This is a genomic window from Pseudomonas benzenivorans (genome assembly GCF_033547155.1).
In the GTDB taxonomy this organism is placed as follows: domain Bacteria; phylum Pseudomonadota; class Gammaproteobacteria; order Pseudomonadales; family Pseudomonadaceae; genus Aquipseudomonas; species Aquipseudomonas benzenivorans_B.
Genome location: NZ_CP137892.1, coordinates 1 through 14,954, shown reverse-complemented (window position 1 = coordinate 14,954; position 14,954 = coordinate 1). Strand labels below are relative to the sequence as shown.

The following is a 14,954-nucleotide window of genomic DNA, read 5'->3' as shown; positions in this document are numbered from 1 at the left end:
CATAGCACCTTCTCAGCGGGTACCTGCCGATGAAGACCTGGTTAGCGATGATCCTCTGTTCCAGCCTGTGCCTCGCCGCCGCCGGGGCCCCGGCCGAGCAGTTCCGCGTCGGCGTCGAGCTGCAGCCCTACCAGCCCTACTTCGCCGTGCAGGACGGCCAGTACCGGGGCTATGCGCGCGAACTGCTGGACGCCTTCGCCGCCGACCAGGGCCACCGCTTCGTCTATGTCGCCCTGCCGGTCAAGCGCCTGCTGGGCGACTACCTCGAGGGTCGGCTGGACTTCAAGTTTCCCGACCATCCACAGTGGAAGGCCCGGCAGAAGCAGGGCCATCAGATCCGCTACAGCCGCCCCGTCGCCCCCTACCGCGACGGCGTACTGGTACCGCCCGGCCAGCTCGGCCTGGGCAAGGCCCGGATCAAGGTGCTCGGCACCCAGCTCGGCTTCACCCCCTGGCCCTACCTGGCCGATATCGAAGGCGGCCGCATGACCCTGACGCAGAGCAGCAGCATCGACTCGCTGCTGCGCATGGCCCTGAGCGGCCGTGTCGATGCTATCTACCTCAACCCCAGGGTGGCGCACCAGGCGCTGACCGCCGCCGGCCTGGCGGGCGATGCCCTGGTATTCGATGCCGACTTGCCCCATGTCGAGGATCACTATTACCTGTCCAGCCGCCTGCACCCCGAGGTGATCGCCGCGTTCGACCGCTTCCTGCAGCGGCAACCGCAACTGCTGCGGCGCTTGCAGGCCAAGTACGGGATCGACTAGTCGGCCGGCTCGTCGCAGAGCTCCTCGCGATAAAGCCGCAGGCCGCGCGCCTGGTAGTTGGCCAGGGCACTGGGGTGATCGAGGGTGCAGGTGTGCACCCAGACCCGCCGGGTACCCGCCCAGGCCCAGGCCGACTGCAGCGCATGGGTCAGCAGCGGGCCGCCGAAGCCTCTGCCGACGAAGCTATCGACCAGACCGAAATAGAGGATCTCCACTTCGCCCTCGGCATCTCGCAACAACTCGTAGTAACCGGCGATGGCACCCTGGTGATAGGCCACCCAGGTACGGTGCCCCGGCTGTTCGACCAGCGCCTGCCACTGCGCGTCGGACCAGCTCAGCTTGTCGGTCCAGGCCCAGGGGGCGCCCACCAGCTGATAGAGAAAGCGGTTGAAGCGGTACTGCTTGATCCGGCATTCGACGATGGCCAGGTCCTCGACCATCGGCTTGCCGCGCAGCTGCGAGGGACAGTGCATGTCCAGGTAGTAGGTGGTGTAGCGATGCTCGCTCATATGTGCGTCCCTGCCGTGGCGCCCCGATAGTCTGCCGATACTAAACGTACAGAACCCCCAGCGGCCAGGCCACTGGGGGTTCGGTTGTGCTGTTGCCACCGGCGCTTGTGACGCCGTGAGCGGGTGCGGCCTCGCCGCAGCCCAGGCCCTTATCCACAGGGGATCAGGGGGAGCCGAGCTCACAGCTCCAGAGTTCCAGCGCCGTCCGGCTCGCTTGTGGCGGGCCGAGCCAGTCGGCCATCGGCCGACAACGCTGGTCGAAACACAGGTGGTAGTCCCCCGCCTCGGGGGTTCGCCCCAAGCGCAGCGGTTGCAGGGGCGGTAACTGGCGACGGTAATGCCAGCTGCCCTCACGCAGTTCGGCGCCGTCCGGTATCTCCATGCCGGCGCCCGAACCCTTGACCCGCGCCTCGCCGAGCAACAGCCCCTCGGCGGTGACGCGGTAATCCTCCTCCCAGCGGACCTTCTCGATCGTGTGCTGCCAGGCCAGGGTGAACTCGGCCGTGGGCAGCTGCGCCCACACCGTCCCGGCCAGGCCCAAGCACAGACCGATCACACCGCGGCCGCCTGGGCGCGGCGACCGCGCCAGAAGTGCTGGGCGAGGAACAGCGCCGCCAGGGCGAAGCCGACCTCGTCGCTCATCGGCGTGGCCAGGATCAGACTGCCACCGGCGGCGAAGCCCAGCGCGCGCTCCCACCAGGGCATCTTGGCGTGCAGGAAGCCGGTGAACACCGCGCCCCACAGGCCGATGGCCACGGCCGCCTTGAACAGCATGTAGAGGGTCGCAAGCCAGCTGTCGCCCTGCAGCATCAGGGCCGGGTCGTAGACCGCCATGAAGGGCACGACGAAGCCGGCGATGGCGATGCGAATCGCCCACAGGCTGATCTTCAGGCCCTTCTCCTTGGCGATCGGCGCCGCGGCGAAGCAGGCCAGGGCCACCGGCGGGGTGAGGTCGGCCATGATGCCGAAGTAGAAGACGAACATGTGCGAGACGATCAGCGGCACCCCCAGTTCCAGCAGCGCCGGGGCGGCGATCGAGCTGGTGATGATGTAGTTGGGAATGGTCGGGATGCCCATGCCCAGCACCAGGCAGGTGAGCATGGTCAGCACCAGGGAGAGGAACAGGTTGTCCTGGCCGATGGCCAGGATGTAGCCGGCGAAGGTCGAGGCCACCCCGGTCAGCGACACCACGCCGATGATCACCCCCACCAGGGCACAGGCGATGCCCACCGGCACCGCGTGGCGCGCGCCTTCGACCAGCGCGTGCAGGCAGATGGTCAGGGTGTCGTGACCGCCCTTGATGAACCAGCAGGTGGCCACCAGCAGCCCGACCACAGCGAACACCACGCCGATGCCGAGCTGGAAGAAGCCGGCGCAGAGCACCCCGAGGACGATCCAGAAGACCATGCGCAGGGCGGTCGAGGACACCCGCAGGATGATCGCCGAGCCGAGGATGACGATGGCGGTCAGGGCCAGGCCGACCATGCCGGAGAACAGCGGGGTGCGCCCGGAGAACAGCAGGTAGACCAGGATGAACAGCGGGATCAGCAGGTACCAGCGCTGCTTCACCGCCGCCCAGGGATCGGGGCACTGGTCCTTCGGCAGGCCCTGCAGGTTGGCGCGCTTGGCCTCCAGGTGGACCATCCAGAACACCGAGCCGAAGTACAGCAGTGCCGGCAGCAGCGCCGCCTTGGCCACCTCGAAGAAGGGCACGTTGATGGTCTCGGCCATGATGAAGGCCACCGCGCCCATGATCGGCGGCATGATCTGGCTGCCCATGCTCGAGGTGGCCTCCACGCCGCCGGCGAAGGCCGGCTTGTAGCCGAAGCGCTTCATCAGCGGGATGGTGAACTGGCCGGTGGTGACCACGTTGGCTACCCCGGAACCGGTGATGGTGCCCATCAGCGCCGAGGACACCACCGAGACCTTGGCCGGGCCGCCGAGCTTGTGGCCGAACAGGCCCATGGCGAAGTCGGTGAACAGCTTGATCATCCCGGCCTGCTCGAGGAAGGCGCCGAACAGGATGAACAGGAAGATGTAGGTGGCCGAGACATAGGTCGGCGTGCCGTAGAAGCCCTCGGTGCCGAAGGACAGCTGGTTGACGATCTGGTCCAGGCCATAGCCGCGGTGCGCCAGGTCCCCCGGCAGGTACTGGCCGAGCAGGCCATAGGCGAGGAACAGGCCGCAGATCAGCGGCAGGGCGATGCCCATCACTCGCCGCGCCGCCTCGAATACCAGGCCGATCAGCACCAGGCCGATAAACATGTCCATGCCGGTCAGGTCGCCGGAACGCTGGATCAGGTCGGCCTCGAACACCCACTGATAGGCGGCGGTGGCCATGCCGGCCAGGCCCAGCAGCCAGGCCAGCGGCTGCCAGGGCTGCTTGGCGCCGAAGGCCGGCACGCTGAGGAACACCATCAGCAGCAGGAAGCCGACGTGCACCGCGCGCAGCACCTGGCTGGATACCGGGTGAAAGGCCGCGGTGATGATCTGGAAAGTCGAGAACAGCAGCGCCACGTAAAACAGCGCCTTGGGCCAGTCGCCCGGATGCGCCGCGAGGCCTTGGTTGTGTTCACTCATGGAGGTCGAACCCTCGTTACTACGTCGATGGGGCGAAAGAGCCGCTAACAAAACCTGCCGTGGGCTGCACGCTGGTTTTAGTAGCAGTTCTGCATCTGCCTGAATGGGGTGGCCGCGCAGCGGCCTGAGTTGGGTAGGGTGGGTCGGCCCGACCCACCCTACCCAACTGCAACAGCCTTACAGCGCGCCGGCTTCCTTGTAGAAGCGCTCGGCACCCGGGTGCAGCGGGATCGGCAGGTGCTTCGCCGCGGTTTCCAGCTTGATGTCCTTGGCCGCGGAGTGGGCGTTGCCCAGGCGCTCGAGGTTGTCGAACATCAGCTTGGTCATCTGGTAGGCGACCTCGTCGGACACGCCTTCATGGCTGACCAGGATGTTGGTGATGGCCACGGTCGCCACCTCGGTGTCCTGGCCGTCGTAGGTGCCGGCGGGGATGGCGGCGGCCTGGTAGGCGGCGTTGCCGATCTTCGCGGTGACCTCGCCGGGAATGGCAACGAAGGTGATCGGCAGGGTCGCGGCCAGGTCGCGGATGGCGGCCATGCCCAGGCCCGAGGACTGCAGGGTGGCATCCAGCTGGCGGTTCTTGATCAGCTCGACCGACTCGGCATAGGGCAGGAACTCGACCTTGCCCATGTCCTCGTAGCTCATCCCGGCGGCCGCGAAGATGGCGCGGGCGTTCAGCTCGGTGCCGGACTTCGGCGCGCCGACGGAGATGCGCTTGCCCTTGAGGTCGGCCAGGCTGGTGATGCCGGACTCCTTGCTGGCGACGATCTGGATGTAGTTGGGGTAGGTGGCGGCGATGGCGCGCAGCTTCTTCAGCGGTGCCTTGAAGCCGGCGTCTTCCACGCCGTTCCAGGCGTCGGCCACCGAGTCGCCCAGGGCCAGGGCCAGTTCGCCCCGTCCTTGCTGCAGCAGGTTGAGGTTTTCCACCGAGGCCTTGGTCGCCTGCACCGAGGTCTTCGAGCCTTCGATGCCGTTGCTGTACAGCTGCGACAGGCCCACGCCGATCGGGTAGTACACACCGCTGGTGCCGCCGGTGAGGATGTTGATGAAGGTCGGTGCGGCGAGTACCGCGGTACTGGCAGTCAGGGCCGCGGCGGCGGCGAGCAGGCTGATACGCTTGGTCAGTCGCATGGATCAATCTCCGTCGTTGTTATGGCTTTGTGCAGAGTTTTCACTGTAGACGATGCCCCTGCGCCGCAGCGCCCGGGCCCGCACGGGTTCAGAGGGTGGCGCGAAGGCGCCAGGCGCCCGCACCGGACCCGGTGCGCAAGAGGGAGCGGAGAACGGTGAGGCGAGACGGGCTCGCGTAGGGGCAGTGGCAGTTCATGGGCAACACCTCTTGTCTTTCTTATGTTCGCCCGCACACAGGCTGTGCGTGGCTGACAAGGGCTGTAGCAGATGCCGTGCCAGAGTGCCAAAGCCTCGGAATAGAGCGGTTGGCCTGGAGCCTGGGGGTATCGACCAGCAGGATTTCGCCGATCACCGAACGGCCATCGGCAATATTCCGCCTAGTCCTCGTCGACGCTGCCCGCCGGCCTGTAGCTGGCGCGCTGCAGGCCGTGGCGCTGCATCTTCTCGTTGAGGGTGCGCCGTGGCAGCTGCAGCAGGGCCATGACCTGGCCGATGTTGCCCTGGCAGCGCTGCAGCGCGTTGTGCAGGCACTGCGCCTCGAAGGCCTCCATCTGCTCGGCCAGCGACTGGGTGCCGACCTCCGGCTGCGGGGCGCTGAGTCCCAGGGCGTGGCGCTCGGCGGCGTTGATCAACTCGCGCACGTTGCCCGGCCAGTCGTGGCCGAGCAGCCGCGCCAGTTCGCCGGGGGTCAGCGGCGGCGCCTCGCGGCCGTTGCGCTGGGCCGCCTGGCCGGCGAAGTGCTCGAACAACAGGGCGATGTCCTCGCGGCGTTCGCGCAGCGGCGGAATCTGCACGCTGGCCACGTTCAGCCGGTAATACAGGTCCTCGCGGAAACGCCCGGCGCGCACCTCGTCCAGCAGGTCCGGCTTGACCGCGCCGATCACCCGCAGGTCGACGCGGATGCTCTTGTTCGAGCCGAGGCGCTCCAGGGTCTTCTCCTGCAGCACGCGCAGCAGCTTGACCTGCTGCGCCAGCGGCAGGCTCTCCACCTCGTCGAGGAACAGGGTGCCGCCGTCGGCATGCTCGATGCGCCCGACGCGCTTGCCCTGGGCCCCGGTGAAGGCGCCGCTCTCGTGGCCGAACAGCTCGCTCTCGAACAGCTGCTCCGGGATCGCCGCGCAGTTCAGGGCGACGAAGGGCTTGGCGGCGCGCGGGCTGAAGTCGTGCAGGCAGCGGGCGACCCGTTCCTTGCCGCTGCCGGTGTCGCCGCGGATCAGGACGTTCACCGAGGTGGCGGCCAGCTCCAGGACCTGCCGCCGCAGGTTTTCCATCGGCCTGGAGACGCCGAGCAACTGCGCCTCGATGCGGTCCTTGAAGGCGAACTGCTGGCGCAGCTGGCGGTTCTCGCAGACCAGGCGGCGCTTGTCCAGGGCGCGGTGCACGCTGTCGAGCAGACGCTCGGGGGTGAAGGGCTTCTCGATGAAGTCGTAGGCGCCCTGGCGCAACGCCTGCACCGCCATGGGCACGTCGCCGTGGCCGGTGATCAGGATCACCGGCAGGTCGCGGTCCAGCGCCACCAGCTTGTCGAGCAGCTGCAGGCCATCGCTGCCGGGCATGCGCACGTCGCTGACCAGCACCCCGGGGAAGTCGCGGTCGACCAGGGCCAGGGCCTGCTCGGCGCTGGCGCAGCTCTGCACCCGGAAGCCGGACAGCTCCAGCCACTGCTGCACCGCCTCGCGGATCGCCGCCTCGTCATCGACCACTATCACCTGACCGCTCATAGCACCTCCTCACCCGATGGGCCCAGTGTATCGCGCCGAATCGTCCGGCCGTAGCCGCAGGCCATCCGCTAGGGCGCCAGCGGCAGGCGCAGGCTGAACACCGCGCCCCGCTCGCCATTGGCCGCCTCCAGGCTGCCGCCCAGCTCGCGGACGATGCCGTAGGACACCGCCAGCCCCAGGCCCAGGCCCTGACCCACCGGCTTGGTGGTGAAGAAGGGCTCGAACACCTGGCCCAGCTGCTCGCCGGGGATACCGCCGCCGCTGTCCGCCACCGTCAGCAGGCACTGCTCGCCCTCGCGCCGCAGCGTCAGGCTCAGCACCCGCGTGTCGACATCGGCCATGGCGTCCAGGGCATTGTGCAGCAGGTTGAGCAGCACCTGCTCGAGGCGGATGGCATCGCCCAACACCAGCAGGTCGTCGTCGATCGCGCGGCGCACCTCCACCTGCTCGCTGCGCAGGCGCGGCGCCAGCAGCTGCAGGGCCTGCTCCAGCACCTCGCTCAGGCGCAGGCGCTCGGCGAGGCCGGCGGGGCTCTTGCGGGCGAAGGTCTTGAGGTGGCCGGTGAGCCCCGCCAGGCGCTGCAGCAGGCCGTCGATGCGCTGCAGGCCCGCGCGCACCTCATCCTCGCGGCCGCTGTCGAGCAGCAGGCGCAGGCTGCCCAGTTGCATGCGCATGGCGGTCAGCGGCTGGTTGATCTCGTGGGCCATGGCCGCCGACATCTGCCCCAGCGCGGCCATCTTCGCCGCGTGCACCAGGCCCTCCTGGGCCTCGCGCAGCTCGGCGGTGCGCAGCGTCACCTCGCGCTCCAGGCGTTCGCGGATGCCCGCCTGCAGGCGCTGGTTCTTGCGCCGCTGAGTCAGGTAGAGCAGCAGGAAGGCCAGGGTCATCCACACCCCGGCGGCGGCCAGGCGATAGCTGCGTAGGCTGTCGACCAGGGCCTGGGGCTCGACGAGCAGGTGCAGGGTCCAGTCCTCCTCCGGCAAGGCCAGGCGTTGCCAGAGGTAGTCGCGGCGCCCCTGCGGGCCATCGACCCGGCGCCATTCGGCGCTGGCGTCGATCCGGCGGCGCAGCTCGCTGGGCAAGGGCTGCAGCGCCTGTTCGGCGTACTTGCGCACCTCCACCAGCTCCGCCCGGTCCCGCTCGCTCAGCGGCTGCAGGGCGCGAAAGCGCCAGGCCGGGCGATTGCTGAGGATCACCACGCCATAGCTGTCGGCCACCAGCAGCACCCCGGCCTGCCCCGCCCACTCGCGCTGCAGCTCCTCCAGCTCGAGCTTGACCACCAGCACGCCGAGCACGCCGCCGGCGTCGTCGCGCACCGCATGGGACAGGAAGTAGCCGGGAATCCCGGTGGTCACGCCGACCGCGAAATAGCGCCCGGACGACTGACGCAGGGCATCCTGGAAATAGGGGCGGAAGGCGTAGTTGTTGCCGACGAAGCTGCTCCAGTCGCGCCAGTTGCTCGCCGCCAGGGCCTCGCCGCGCCGGTCGAGCAGGTACAGCACGTTGGAGCCGGCGGCGGCGTTGAGCCGCTCCAGGCGCTGATTGAGGGCATCGCGCAGCAGGCGGTCGTGGGGCGCGCGCAGCAGCGCCTTGATATCGCTGTCCAGCGCCAGCACCTCGGGCACCGAGCGGAAGCGCTCGACCAGGGTGTGCAACGACTGGGCGTACAGCTGCAGCTGGCCGCGGGCCTCGAAGCTGCGCTCCTCCCAGGCGCGCCGCTCGGCATAGCGCCCGGCCAGCCAGACGCTGGCCAGCAGGCCGAGCAAGATCAGCAGCACGATCAGGACGACGCGATAACGCAGCAGGAAAGCGGGCATGCACGGCTCGACTCGGGACGGTCCCGCTATGCTAAGGCAAAGCGCCGGCCGCTGCTGGCCAGGCTTTGTACCGCACGCCTCCGGGGCTATAGTCTGCCTGCGGCCGCTGTCGGTCGGCAGGCGGATAGGCATGAGCAAGGCGATTCAGGCAACCACTCCACGCTTCTGGCGCGACCCCGCACTCCCCTTCGTCGAGGCCCGCGAGGTGCTGGACGGCCGCCGGGTCTGCTACGCCCCACACGCCCACGAGACCTTCTCCATCGGCGCCATCACCCGAGGCCGCAGCAGCTACCTCAACGAGAAGGCCCGCGAACGCATCGGCGCCGGCACCGTGGTGCTGATGAACCCGGGCGACGTGCATGCCTGCAATCCCCTCGAGGGCCAGCCCTGGTCCTACCGGATGTTCTATGTGGACACGGCCTGGCTGACCGAACTGCAGCACCAGCTGGGCTTCGACCGCAACCATCCGCTGCGCGCCTTCGCGGCCATCCTCAGCCAGGACCCCGCGCTCCATGCCGGCCTGAGCGGCCTGTATCGCCTGCTCGTCGACCCGCAGGCCGAGACCCTGGCCAAGCATTGCGCCCTGCTGGAGTTCTTCGGCGCGCTGCAGCAGCGCCTCGAACCGGCGCCCGCCCCGCGCCGCGCCGACAACCCGCGTATCCACCTGGCCGCCGACTTCATCCGCGCGCACTGCACCCGGCCCCTGAAGCTGGAGGACATCTGCGCGGCGGCCGGCCTCTCCGCCTCCTACCTGAGCCGCAGCTTCCGTCGCCATTACGGCATGACACCCCATGCCTACCTGGTCAACTGCCGCATCCAGTTCGCCCAGGCCCGCCTCAGGCGCGGCGAGGATATAGTCGAGGTGGCCCTGGCGGCCGGCTTCGCCGACCAGGCCCACCTGCAGCGCACCTTCAAGCAGCTGCTCGCCGCCACCCCGGGCCAGTACCGCCGCGCCGGCTGATCAGCCCCCCAGCAGATAGACCGCCGAACCCAGCAACAGCAACGCCAGGCCACGGTTGAACAGACGCAGGCGCCCGGGAGCCTGCAGATAGCGGCCCATGCACGCCCCGGCGTAGGCCCAGCAGGCGATGGACAGGTAGCAGATGACGAAGTACAGCACGGCGAACTGGCCGACCAGCCCCGGCTCGCCGCCCGCCCCGTAGGCGCCCATGCCGGCCAGGGCCGCCAGCCAGGCCTTGGGGTTGAGCCATTGCATCAAGGCGCCGGTGAACAGCGACGGCGGCCGCTGCGCCTGGCCGCCGTCCAGCCGGCCATCGGCGCGCGCCAGGCCGTAGGCCATGTACAGCAGGAAGGCCACGCCCGCCCAGCGGATCAGCGCGCCCAGCATCGGCCATTGGTTCAGCAACTGTTGCAGCCCCAGGCCCATGGCCAGCAGCAACAGGGTGAAACCCAGGGTCGCCCCGGTCACATGACGCAGGCTGGCGCGCAGGCCGTAGCGTGCGCCGCAGCTCAGCGCCACCAGATTGACCGGGCCGGGGGAAATCGAGGCGGCCAGGGCAAAGGCCGCCATGGAGAGCTATAGATTCATCGCACACCTATCGGCAGTCGTCAGCGGGAGGACGCAGACTGACGCCGGCAGGGGGCTGCGGTATTGAAGAAAACTGCCCTACGGCGACGGCGTAGGGCGGCTCAGCGGTACAGGTCGGCGCGGGTCCAGGGCAGGTCGTGGCGGCCGTCGGCCTGGGGCTTGACCGCGAGGATCTGGTGCAGATTCATCCAGCCGTGGGCGAAGCCATAGGCGCAGCCGGCCAGGTAGAGGCGCCAGATGCGCAGCGTCTGCTCCGGCACCAGCTGCGCGGCCCGCTCCAGCTGCGCCTCCAGACGCGCGCTCCACAGCTGCAGGGTGCGGGCATAGTGCAGGCGCAGGCTCTCCACGTCGACGATCTCCAGGCCGGCCTCGCTGATCGCCGCGCCTATGGTCACCAAGTGCGGCAGCTCGCCCTCGGGGAACACGTAGCGGTCGATGAACTCGCCGCCGCCGCGGGCCACCGGGCGGCCGTCGGTATACTTGGCGGTGATGCCGTGGTTCATCACCAGGCCGCCGCTCTTCACCGCACCGAACAGGCGCTGGCAATAGAGCGGCAGGTTGCCGTGGCCGACGTGCTCGAACATGCCGACGCTGACCACCTTGTCGAAGCGGCCGTCCTGGGGCAGGTCGCGGTAGTCCTGCAGCTCCAGCTGCACCTGCCCGCCCAGGCCCTCGTCCGCGACCCGCTGGCGGGCCAGTTCCAGTTGCGCGCGGCTGAGGGTGATGCCGTACACCTCGACGCCGAACTCGCGGGCGGCGAAGCGTGCCAGGCCGCCCCAGCCGCAGCCGACATCCAGCAGGCGTTCGCCCGGCTGCAGGCGCAGCTTGCGGCACAGATGGCGCAACTTGGCCTGCTGGGCCTGGTCGATGTCCTCCTGACCGGTCTCGAAGTAGGCGCAGGAGTAGACCAGCTCGCGATCCAGCCAGAGGGCGTAGAAGTCGTTGGACAGGTCGTAGTGATAGCTGATGGCCGCGGCGTCGGCGGTCTTGTCGTGGGGCCGGTAGTCGAGCTCGCCCGGCTCCTCCTCGCCGATCAGCGCCTGACTCAGCGCATCGCCGATCTCGATCACCTCACCGATCGGCCCCTCCAGATCGAGGCGGCCTTCGACGTAGGCGCTGCCCAGGGCATCCAGGCTGGGGTGGGCCAGCTGCGCCACCAGGCTCGGGTCCTTGACCACCAGGGTGACCCGCGGCTGGGGACCGAGGTCGATTTGCTTGCCATCCCACAGGCGCAGGCGCAGCGGCAATTGCAGCTCCCGCAGGGTTGGCGGCAGATACGCGAGCATGAGCACCTCCACCTCTCGAAATCATCGGAAAGGTTAGTTCAGATGACCCGTTTGTCAGGGCTTAGGTTCCCTAAAAGCTGGCTATACGCCATGCCGCTGCAGTAGGCCCTCGTGCAACCACTGGCGCAGCCAGCTGGCGGCCTGCAGCGGCGCCTGGTCGCCCAGCTCGCCGAGCCGTTCGCACAGCTCGGCGAAGCTCCAGCCGGCCACCGCCATGCCGTGCAGGGCCGCCTCCTCGGCGGGCTCCAGGCTGCGGTAGCGGCTGATCAGGCCCTGGCGCCAGATCAGGCAGACCAGGGCCTGGGGCAGCTCGCTGCTGCCGGGGAAGGCGGCCTGGTCCTTGTGCGCGCGCCAGATCGCCAGACTGTTGAAGCGACAGGCCTGCCACTGCACGCTGGGCAACAGACGCACCTGCAGATTCGGCCACTCCTGCGGCGCCAGGCCGGCCATCTGTTCCAGGGTCAGGGGTTGGCCCGCCGGGGCATCGAAGGCCAGGGTGAAGGCCCATTCCAGGCGCGCCAGCTCGCCCAGCGGGGCGGCCTGGGCCGGTACCAGGTAGCCGTCGATGAAATCGCCCAGGCGTTCGCCCAGCCAGCGCAGGCTGAAGTGCCGCGACGGGTGCGCATCGACATAGGCCAGGGCCAGGGCGTCGAACTCCTCGTCGCCGAGCCAGCCGTGCAGGGCGCCATAGTCGCCGCGCAGGGCCTCGAGCAGGCGCGCCCGGTAGGCGTTGTGGTAGATGGCCAGGCCCTGCTCGACCGCCAGGGTCTCGCTGCCGCGCAGGCTGGCACGCAGCCTCGGGTCGGGCTGCGGATCGCCACCGAGCAGGTAGTTTTCGAGCTGCCGCTGCCAGTCGTTCAGTCGCATAGGGCCTCGCACTCCAGGGCGCTAGCGGCCACGGCGCGGGCCCTGTCCAGTTCGTCGAGCAACTCCTGCAGCGGCGGGAAGTGATCGTCGCGCTCCAGCAGGGTCGCTACCGGGCCCAGATGACGCAGGGTGCGCGCGTAGAGTTGCCAGACCGGGTCGCTGACCGGCGCATCGTGGGTGTCGATCAGGTAGCTGCCGTAGTCGCTGTGGCCGGCCAGGTGCAACTGGCGAATGCGCTGCGCCGGCAGGCCGCTGATGAAGGCCCAGGGTTCGAAACCGTGGTTGCGCGCGCTGACGTAGACGTTGTTGACGTCGAGCAGCAGCTCGCAGCCGGTGAGGTCGCTGAGGGCGGCGAGGAACTGCCACTCGCTGAACTGATCGTCGGCGCTGCGCAGGTAGCTGGAGACATTCTCCAGCACCAGCGGCCGCTCGATCACCTCCTGCACCTGGCGCACCCGCGCGGCCACGTGCTGCAGGCTCTCCTCGGTGAACGGCAGCGGCAACAGGTCGTGCAGCTGATGGGCACTGCCGCGGCTCCAGCACAGGTGGTCGGAGATCCACGCCGGCTGGACGCGGTCGGCCAGGCGCTTGAGGCGCTGCAGGTAGTCGCGATCCAGCGGGTGGGGGCCGCCGATCGACAGCGACACGCCATGCATCACCAGCGGATAGTGCTCGCCGATGGCCTCCAGGTAGTAGAGCGGCTTGCCGCCTTCGACCAGATGGTTCTCCGAAACCACCTCGAACCAGTCGACCGCCGGCCGCTGTTCGAGAATCGCCTGGTAATACGGGGTGCGCAGGCCCAGGCCGAACCCCAGGCAGGCTGCATCAGTGGACATGCCCAACTCCTATGCTGGCAGGATCGAGGCGACCCGACCGGGGCCGCCCTCTCCCATTCACTCGCCGACAGTACCACCGGCCTCGTTGCACTCGGCCAGGGTCATGCTCTTGAAACCCTGGCCCTTGCAGGAGCCCTGACCCTTGCAGGCGTTGTTGGCGGTCTTGCAGTCGTTTTGGCCCTTGCAGGCGTTGACGCCGTAGCAGTTGACCATGGCCTCCTCGGCCACGACCAGAGTCGGCAGGCTGGCGAACAGCCCGGCGGCAGCGAGTGCCAGGGCGGCGCCGGCGGCGGTAGTCTTGATGGACATGCTGGTGATCCTCTCGATGCTAGGGGGGAGGTCGGTGCCGTACACCAGGAGCGGAGCCGACTCCCTAATTAGAGTAGGCGCAATCGACGACGTTACAGCGGCTGTGCGGCAATCATGCGGCGAACGACGAACCGCCGCGACGCCGGCTCAGGCCGGCACCGCCAGATCCAGTAGTCGGCGCACCGCGGCCTGCACCAACTCGCCGATCAACTGCTCGTCGGCCCGCGGCGTGAGGTCGTCCGGCAGGCCTTGGGCGCCGGTCGGCTTGGCCTGCAGGCGGTCGCCGGCGCCGGCCTCGAGGCGGTACTCGCCGCCGCAGGAGCGGCAGTAGAGACGCTCGCCGGCCTGCTGGCCGCGGCGCTGGACCAGGGTCGGCCCGCACATGATGCAGACCTGCAGGGGAATGCCCAGGTCGCTGTGGCCGACGATATGATCGAGTTCGCCGGCACGCCCCAGCCGAAGGAAGCGCTCCCCCAGTTCGGCATCGAATTGCTTGCCCAGACCCGCCTCGATGAGGTCCAGCGCCTGCGCCACGACCATGCCGGCGCGGTAGGGACGACTGCTGGTCATGGCGTCGAAGGCGTCGCCGATGCCGACGATCCGCGCCATCACGGGAATCTCCTCGCCCTTGAGGCCCAGCGGATAGCCGCGCCCATCCGGCGTCTCGTGATGCAGGCGCACCGCATCGCTGACCAACGCGGCCAGCGGATGCCCCTGCAGCATGCGAAAGCCGACCTCGGGGTGGGTCTTGATCACCGCGTACTCGTCATCGCTCAGTTGCGCGGGTTTGTTCAAGATCGCATCGGGAATGCCGATCTTGCCGAGATCGTGGAGGAAGCCGCCAAGGCCGATCCGCGCGGTCTCGGCCTCAGGCATCCCGGCCTCCCGCGCCAGCCGCTCGGAGAAGCGCGAGACCCGCCACAGGTGTCCGCCGGTGTAGGGGTCGCGCGCCTCCACCACCCAGGCCATCGTCAGCAGGCTGGCCAGCAGTTGCGCCTGAGCCTCGTTCGCCGCGCGCTGCGGCCGGGCGGGCTGGCCAATGGCGCGTCCCAAGAAATTCAGCAATCCCATCACAGGCTCTCCGCTCCAGGCGTCCAACTAGCGTAGTAGTCCGCTGGTCGTTTGCCCCTTTGACGGAGTCCGGGACCGGCGCCGCCGGCCCCGTGCCCTTTCACTCGCCGACGGTGCCCTTGGCGAGGTTGCACTCGGCCAGGGTCATGCTCTTGAAGCCCTGGCCCTTGCACGCGCCCTGACCCTTGCAGGCGTTGCTCGCGGTCTTGCAGTCGTTCTGCCCCTTGCAGGCGTTGACGCCATAGCAATGGATCTGGGCCTCCTCGGCCACGACGGCGGTGCTGGTCAGGCCGGCGAACAGGCTGGCGGCGGCGAAGGCGATGGCGGCGCCGGTGGCGGCTGTCTTGGTATGCATGGGGTGATCCTCGAATAGTCTGATGGGCCGGTGTGTGCACGCCGTGCGCCACCGGTACAGGACTAGAGGACGATCGCCGGCCGGCGTTACAGCGAGCGGAAGATTTAGCCTCTGTGCATGACGCGGCAAAGTCCGGGGCCGCGGGAGCCCCCAGGC

At 68.8% G+C, this 14,954-nt stretch carries 15 protein-coding genes; 2 read left to right on the top strand and 13 right to left on the bottom strand.

What is annotated here, in order from left to right:
- Nucleotides 1-29: 29 nt before the first annotated feature.
- The gene (locus tag SBP02_RS00075) at nt 30-767 is read left to right on the top strand and encodes a substrate-binding periplasmic protein (protein WP_318644354.1); all 738 of its coding nucleotides are present in this window, start codon (nt 30-32) and stop codon (nt 765-767) included.
- Here SBP02_RS00075 and SBP02_RS00070 read toward each other — a convergent pair.
- The 6 genes from SBP02_RS00070 to SBP02_RS00045 all read right to left on the bottom strand — a co-directional run bounded on the left by SBP02_RS00070 (nt 764) and on the right by SBP02_RS00045 (nt 8,525).
- Nucleotides 764-1,276, bottom strand: a complete 513-nt coding sequence (locus SBP02_RS00070) for a GNAT family N-acetyltransferase (RefSeq protein ID WP_318644353.1) — start codon at nt 1,274-1,276, stop codon at nt 764-766. The two genes, SBP02_RS00075 and SBP02_RS00070, sit on opposite strands and share 4 nt — an antisense overlap.
- Before the next feature lie 163 nt (nt 1,277-1,439).
- Entirely contained in the window at nt 1,440-1,832 is a 393-nt protein-coding gene (locus SBP02_RS00065; RefSeq protein ID WP_318644352.1) for a DUF1850 domain-containing protein, read from the bottom strand.
- Nucleotides 1,829-3,856, bottom strand: a complete 2,028-nt coding sequence (locus SBP02_RS00060) for a TRAP transporter permease (RefSeq protein ID WP_318644351.1) — start codon at nt 3,854-3,856, stop codon at nt 1,829-1,831. Before SBP02_RS00060 ends, SBP02_RS00065 begins: the two co-directional genes overlap by 4 nt.
- A 177-nt stretch (nt 3,857-4,033) precedes the next feature.
- Nucleotides 4,034-4,987: a TAXI family TRAP transporter solute-binding subunit gene (locus SBP02_RS00055; protein ID WP_318644350.1), complete on the bottom strand. Its 954-nt coding sequence runs from the start codon at nt 4,985-4,987 to the stop codon at nt 4,034-4,036.
- A gap of 377 nt (nt 4,988-5,364) precedes the next feature.
- Entirely contained in the window at nt 5,365-6,708 is a 1,344-nt protein-coding gene (locus tag SBP02_RS00050) for a sigma-54-dependent transcriptional regulator (protein ID WP_318644349.1), read from the bottom strand.
- A gap of 68 nt (nt 6,709-6,776) precedes the next feature.
- Nucleotides 6,777-8,525, bottom strand: coding sequence for a sensor histidine kinase (locus SBP02_RS00045; RefSeq protein WP_318644348.1), 1,749 nt, complete (start codon nt 8,523-8,525; stop codon nt 6,777-6,779).
- Between the two features lie 130 nt (nt 8,526-8,655).
- On the opposite strand from SBP02_RS00045, the gene SBP02_RS00040 reads away from it, so the two are divergent.
- A complete protein-coding gene (locus tag SBP02_RS00040; protein ID WP_318644347.1) occupies nt 8,656-9,486 on the top strand; it encodes an AraC family transcriptional regulator in 831 nt (276 codons plus the stop codon).
- On the opposite strand, the gene SBP02_RS00035 is transcribed toward SBP02_RS00040, so the two are convergent.
- The 7 genes from SBP02_RS00035 to bufA2 (SBP02_RS00005) all read right to left on the bottom strand — a co-directional run bounded on the left by SBP02_RS00035 (nt 9,487) and on the right by bufA2 (SBP02_RS00005) (nt 14,798).
- On the bottom strand, nt 9,487-10,056 hold the full coding sequence (locus SBP02_RS00035) for a LysE family translocator (RefSeq protein WP_318644346.1): 570 nt from the start codon (nt 10,054-10,056) through the stop codon (nt 9,487-9,489).
- A gap of 119 nt (nt 10,057-10,175) precedes the next feature.
- The gene (cfaB, locus tag SBP02_RS00030; protein WP_318644345.1) at nt 10,176-11,360 is read right to left on the bottom strand and encodes a C17 cyclopropane fatty acid synthase CfaB; all 1,185 of its coding nucleotides are present in this window, start codon (nt 11,358-11,360) and stop codon (nt 10,176-10,178) included.
- A gap of 81 nt (nt 11,361-11,441) precedes the next feature.
- Nucleotides 11,442-12,227: a DNA-binding domain-containing protein gene (locus tag SBP02_RS00025; protein ID WP_318644344.1), complete on the bottom strand. Its 786-nt coding sequence runs from the start codon at nt 12,225-12,227 to the stop codon at nt 11,442-11,444.
- Nucleotides 12,218-13,063: an MNIO family bufferin maturase gene (bufB, locus tag SBP02_RS00020; RefSeq protein ID WP_318644343.1), complete on the bottom strand. Its 846-nt coding sequence runs from the start codon at nt 13,061-13,063 to the stop codon at nt 12,218-12,220. The genes SBP02_RS00025 and bufB overlap by 10 nt, the downstream gene beginning before the upstream one ends.
- A gap of 57 nt (nt 13,064-13,120) precedes the next feature.
- Nucleotides 13,121-13,372, bottom strand: a complete 252-nt coding sequence (gene bufA2, locus SBP02_RS00015) for a BufA2 family periplasmic bufferin-type metallophore (protein ID WP_318644342.1) — start codon at nt 13,370-13,372, stop codon at nt 13,121-13,123.
- Between the two features lie 147 nt (nt 13,373-13,519).
- Nucleotides 13,520-14,443 (bottom strand): HD-GYP domain-containing protein, encoded by a 924-nt coding sequence (locus SBP02_RS00010; RefSeq protein WP_318644341.1) that lies wholly within the window; start codon nt 14,441-14,443, stop codon nt 13,520-13,522.
- 100 nt (nt 14,444-14,543) lie between these two features.
- Nucleotides 14,544-14,798, bottom strand: a complete 255-nt coding sequence (bufA2, locus tag SBP02_RS00005) for a BufA2 family periplasmic bufferin-type metallophore (protein ID WP_318644340.1) — start codon at nt 14,796-14,798, stop codon at nt 14,544-14,546.
- Between the last annotated feature and the right edge of the window lie 156 nt (nt 14,799-14,954).

Excerpts from the sequence above, each read along its gene's own strand:
- bufA2 (WP_318644342.1), bottom strand. The coding sequence starts at position 13,372 with ATGTCCATCAAGACTACCGCCGCCGGCGCCGCCCTGGCACTCGCTGCC.
- bufA2 (WP_318644340.1), bottom strand. The coding sequence starts at position 14,798 with ATGCATACCAAGACAGCCGCCACCGGCGCCGCCATCGCCTTCGCCGCC.
- SBP02_RS00040 (WP_318644347.1), top strand. The coding sequence starts at position 8,656 with ATGAGCAAGGCGATTCAGGCAACCACTCCACGCTTCTGGCGCGACCCC.
- SBP02_RS00035 (WP_318644346.1), bottom strand. The coding sequence starts at position 10,056 with ATGGCGGCCTTTGCCCTGGCCGCCTCGATTTCCCCCGGCCCGGTCAAT.
- SBP02_RS00055 (WP_318644350.1), bottom strand. The coding sequence starts at position 4,987 with ATGCGACTGACCAAGCGTATCAGCCTGCTCGCCGCCGCCGCGGCCCTG.
- SBP02_RS00070 (WP_318644353.1), bottom strand. The coding sequence starts at position 1,276 with ATGAGCGAGCATCGCTACACCACCTACTACCTGGACATGCACTGTCCC.
- SBP02_RS00050 (WP_318644349.1), bottom strand. The coding sequence starts at position 6,708 with ATGAGCGGTCAGGTGATAGTGGTCGATGACGAGGCGGCGATCCGCGAG.
- SBP02_RS00025 (WP_318644344.1), bottom strand. The coding sequence starts at position 12,227 with ATGCGACTGAACGACTGGCAGCGGCAGCTCGAAAACTACCTGCTCGGT.
- SBP02_RS00010 (WP_318644341.1), bottom strand. The coding sequence starts at position 14,443 with ATGGGATTGCTGAATTTCTTGGGACGCGCCATTGGCCAGCCCGCCCGG.
- SBP02_RS00075 (WP_318644354.1), top strand. The coding sequence starts at position 30 with ATGAAGACCTGGTTAGCGATGATCCTCTGTTCCAGCCTGTGCCTCGCC.
- cfaB (WP_318644345.1), bottom strand. The coding sequence starts at position 11,360 with ATGCTCGCGTATCTGCCGCCAACCCTGCGGGAGCTGCAATTGCCGCTG.
- SBP02_RS00045 (WP_318644348.1), bottom strand. The coding sequence starts at position 8,525 with ATGCCCGCTTTCCTGCTGCGTTATCGCGTCGTCCTGATCGTGCTGCTG.
- SBP02_RS00060 (WP_318644351.1), bottom strand. The coding sequence starts at position 3,856 with ATGAGTGAACACAACCAAGGCCTCGCGGCGCATCCGGGCGACTGGCCC.
- bufB (WP_318644343.1), bottom strand. The coding sequence starts at position 13,063 with ATGTCCACTGATGCAGCCTGCCTGGGGTTCGGCCTGGGCCTGCGCACC.